This is a genomic window from Kitasatospora sp. NPDC059648 (assembly GCF_042734825.1).
In the GTDB taxonomy this organism is placed as follows: Bacteria; Actinomycetota; Actinomycetes; order Streptomycetales; family Streptomycetaceae; genus Kitasatospora.
This window is the reverse complement of record NZ_JBHWDU010000194.1, coordinates 1-3,883: the sequence shown is the minus strand read 5'-3', so window position 1 is coordinate 3,883 and position 3,883 is coordinate 1. Positions and strand designations below refer to the sequence as shown.

At 74.6% G+C, this 3,883-nt stretch carries 1 protein-coding gene; it reads right to left on the bottom strand.

All coding sequences use genetic code 11. The features are described 5' to 3' along the window. Positions 1–3,883 (bottom strand): SDR family NAD(P)-dependent oxidoreductase (locus tag ACFV1W_RS40260; RefSeq protein ID WP_380422503.1); only part of this gene is annotated, 3,883 nt, incomplete at both ends.

Here is a 3,883-nt window from a genome sequence, read left to right as displayed (position 1 = left end):
GTGGGCTCGTCCACGTGGAGGGTGCGGGGCAGCACGCCGTGACGCATCGCCTCGACCATCTTGATGACGCCGCCGACGCCCGCCGCGGCCTGCGCGTGGCCGATGTTGGACTTCAACGAGCCCAGCCAGAGCGGCCGTTCGGGATCGCGCTGCTGCCCGTAGGTGGCCAGCAGGGCCTGGGCCTCGATCGGGTCGCCGAGCCTGGTACCGGTGCCGTGCGCCTCGACCGCGTCGACCTGGTCCGCCGACAGCCGGGCGTCGGCGAGCGCGGTGCGGATGACCCGCTGCTGCGACGGCCCGTTGGGGGCGGTGAGGCCGTTGCTGGCGCCGTCCTGGTTGACGGCCGTACCGCGGATGACCGCGAGCACCTGGTGCCCGGCGGCCTTCGCGTCGGAGAGCCGCTCCAGCAGCAGCATGCCCGCGCCCTCGGCCCAGATCGTGCCGTCGGCCGCGCCGGAGAAGGACTTGGCCCGGCTGTCGGGGGCGAGCCCGCGCTGTCGGCTGAACTCCAGGAACATGCCCGCGTTGGCCATCACGGTGACGCCACCGGCCAGGGCCATGGTGCACTCGCCGTTGCGCAGGGCCTGGACGGCCAGGTGGAGAGCCACCAGCGAGGAGGAGCACGCGGTGTCGACGGTGATGGCCGGGCCTTCGAACCCGAAGGCGTAGGAGAGCCGGCCGGAGGCGACGCTCGCCGTGGAGCCGGTGAGCAGATACCCCTCGACGCCTTCGGTGCCGGTGCGCACCAGCGGTCCGTACTCCTGGGTGATCACGCCCGCGAACACGCCGATCTGGTTGCCGCGCAGGGTGCCCGGCACGATGCCGGCCCGCTCCATGGCCTCCCAGCTGGTCTCCAGCAGCAGGCGCTGCTGGGGGTCGAGGGCGAGCGCCTCGCGGGGGCTGATGCCGAAGAAGTCGGCGTCGAACTCGTCGGCGTCGTAGAGGAATCCGCCCTGGCGCGCGTAGGTCTTGCCGATGGCCTCAGGGTCCGGGTCGAACAGTGCGTCGAGGTCCCAGCCGCGGTTGTCGGGGAAGTCTCCGACCGCGTCGACCTCGTCGGCGACCAGCCGCCACAGCGCCTCGGGGGTGTCGGCGCCGCCGGGGAAGCGGCAGCCCATGCCGACGATCACGATCGGGTCGTCGTTCTTCGGCGTCCGGCTGCGGCCGGTGGCGCCGCCGGCCGGCCTGACCTGCGGAACGGCCGAGCTGAGCAGCTCCTCCCGCAGGTGGCGGGCGATCGCGCCGGGCGTCGGGTGGTCGAAGGTCAGGGTGGCGGGCAGCCGGATGCCGACCGCCTTGCTGAGGGTGTTGCGAAGTTCGACAGCGGTCAGCGAGTCGAAGCCGAGGTCCTTGAACGAGCTCTCGGGGTCGATCGCGGCGGACGGGTCGTGGCCGAGCACGGTGGCGATGTGCCGGCCGAGGAAGTCGAGCAGGAACGGACCCTGCTCGGCGTCGCTGCGGGCCACCAGCTCCTGCGCCAGACCGTGTTCGCCGACGGCGGGGCCGGCCTCGGCGGCACGGCGCGGACGCGGCTTGTACAGCGTGGTGAAGATCGGCGCGACGGTGCCGGCGCTCGCCTGGGCCCGCAGGCCGGCTCCGTTGAGCTGGGCGGGGACGAGCAGGGCCCGGTCGTGCGCGAGCGCGGCGTCGAACAGGGCCAGGCCCTGGGCGTCCGGCATCGGGACGACGCCGGTACGGGCCATGCGCTGCTGCTCCTGCTCGCCGAGCGCTCCGCCCATGCCGCCGGATTCGGCCCACAGGCCCCAGGCGAGCGAGGTCGCGGGCAGGCCCTGGGCCCGGCGGTACGCGGCCAGGCCGTCCAGGTAGGCGTTGGCGGCCGCGTAGTTGCCCTGGCCGGGGGCACCGAGCGTGGCGACGACCGAGGAGTAGAGGACGAAGGCCGTCAGTTCCAGGCCCTGGGTGGCAGTGTGCAGGTTCCAGGCGGCGTCCGCCTTGGGGGTGAGGGCGGTGTCCATGCGCTCGGCGGTCAGCGCCGGGATCGTCCCGTCGTCCAGGACACCCGCGCAGTGTACGACGGCGCGCAGCGGGTGCGCGGCCGGGACGGCGTCCAGCAACTCGGCGAGCGCCTGCGGGTCGGCCGCGTCGCACCGGGCGATCCGTACGGTTGCCCCCGACTCCGTGAGTTCGGCCGACAGTTCGGCGGCTCCCGGGGCGTCCGGGCCGCGCCGACCGGTGAGCAGCAGGTGCCGCACGCCGTGTTCGGCCACCAGGTGCCGGGCCAGCATCGAGCCCAGGGCGCCGGTGCCGCCGGTGACGAGGACCGTCCCGTCGGTGTCGAAGGCTGGCCCGGTCCGCTCGGCCGCGGCCGCCCGGGTGAGTCGGGGGACGGCCACCTCGCCGTCCCGCAGGGCGAGTTGCGGCTCGTCCAGCTCGACGGCGGCGGGCAGGGCGGCGGCCGAGGCGGGCGCGTCGTCCAGGTCCACCAGGACGATCCGGCCGGGGTTCTCGGACTGCGCGGTGCGCACCAGGCCCCAGACGGCGGCGCCGCCGAGGTCGGCCGGCTGCTCGTCGCCGACCGGGACCGCCCCGCGGGTGACCACGGCGATCCTCGCGGTGAACGTCTCGTCGGCGAGCAGCTGTTGGAGGGCCGTGAGGACGTCGGCGGTGATCCGGTGGGCACGTCCCGCGGTGACGCCGGGGTCATCCAGAGCGGGGACCAGCACGAGCTGCGGGGCTGCGGCCTGCCCGTCGGCACCGAGGGCGGCGCGCAGCGAGCGCACGTCCGGGTATCCGGTGACGGTGGCGTCGGTGCGGCGCAGGGTCTCGGTCAGCGCGGTGTCGCCGAGCACCGCCCAGTGCCGCTCGGCAGTGGCCGCCGGGGCCGGGGCGGGCAGTGTCGCCCAGTCGACCTGGTACAGCTCCAGCGCCGTGGTCGCCTGGGCGGCGGCGGCCATCTGGTCGGTCGCCACGGCGCGCATCGCCAGCGAGCTGATGGTGATCGCGGGTGCGCCGGTGTGGTCGACGATGTCCAGCGAGACGGTGTCCGGCGTGGGCCGGGAGAGCCGGACCCGCAGGCGGGTCGCGCCCACCGAGTGGATGGCGACGCCGCTCCAGGAGAACGGCACCCGGATGCTGTCCTCGACCGGGGTCGCGCCCAGCACCAGCGCGGCCGGTTGCAGTGCCGAGTCCAGCAGGCCGGGGTGGACCCCGTACGCGCCGGCGTCGGCGTCGGCCGGGAAGGCGACCTCGCCGTAGGTGGTGTCGCCGTCCTGCCAGGCGGCCCGCAGCGAGCGGAACAGAGGCCCGTAGCCGAAGCCGGCGTCGACGATTCGGGTGTAGAACTCCGTCATGTCCAGCGGCGTGGCGTCCGTGGGCGGCCAGTCGCCTTCCTCGAACGGCTCGAACGCGCCGGCCGGTTCGCCCACCGCGAGGGAGCCGGTGGCGTGCAGGGTCCAGTCGGTGCCGGGCTCGGCCTCCTCGGCGCGCGAGTACAGCGCGAAGCCGCGCGCACCCGACTCGTCCGCGGCGTCGACCGCCAGCCGCACCTGGAGCGCGCCCTGCTCGGGGATCGCCAGGAAGGTGCGGTGGGTGAGCTCCTCGATCTGGTCGCAGCCGACGATCCGGGCGACGTGCAGCAGCAGGTCGACGAAGGAGACGCCCGGCAGGATGTACGTGCCGTAGATCTCGTGCTCCGGGGCCCAGGCCGGGTTGTCGGCGGAGAGCCGGCCGGTGAACAGGTAGCCCCGGCCGTTGGGCAGTTCGGTCTGGCTGGTGAGCATCGGGTGCTCGATGGCCGTCAGCCCGAGGGCCCCCGCGCCGGCGGTGCCGGTGGCGGGCTTGAGCCAGTAGCGCTCGCGTTGGAAGGGGTAGGTGGGGAGATCGGCGGTGCGGATGGTGGCGCCGGAGGGCGTGGGGATCGGCC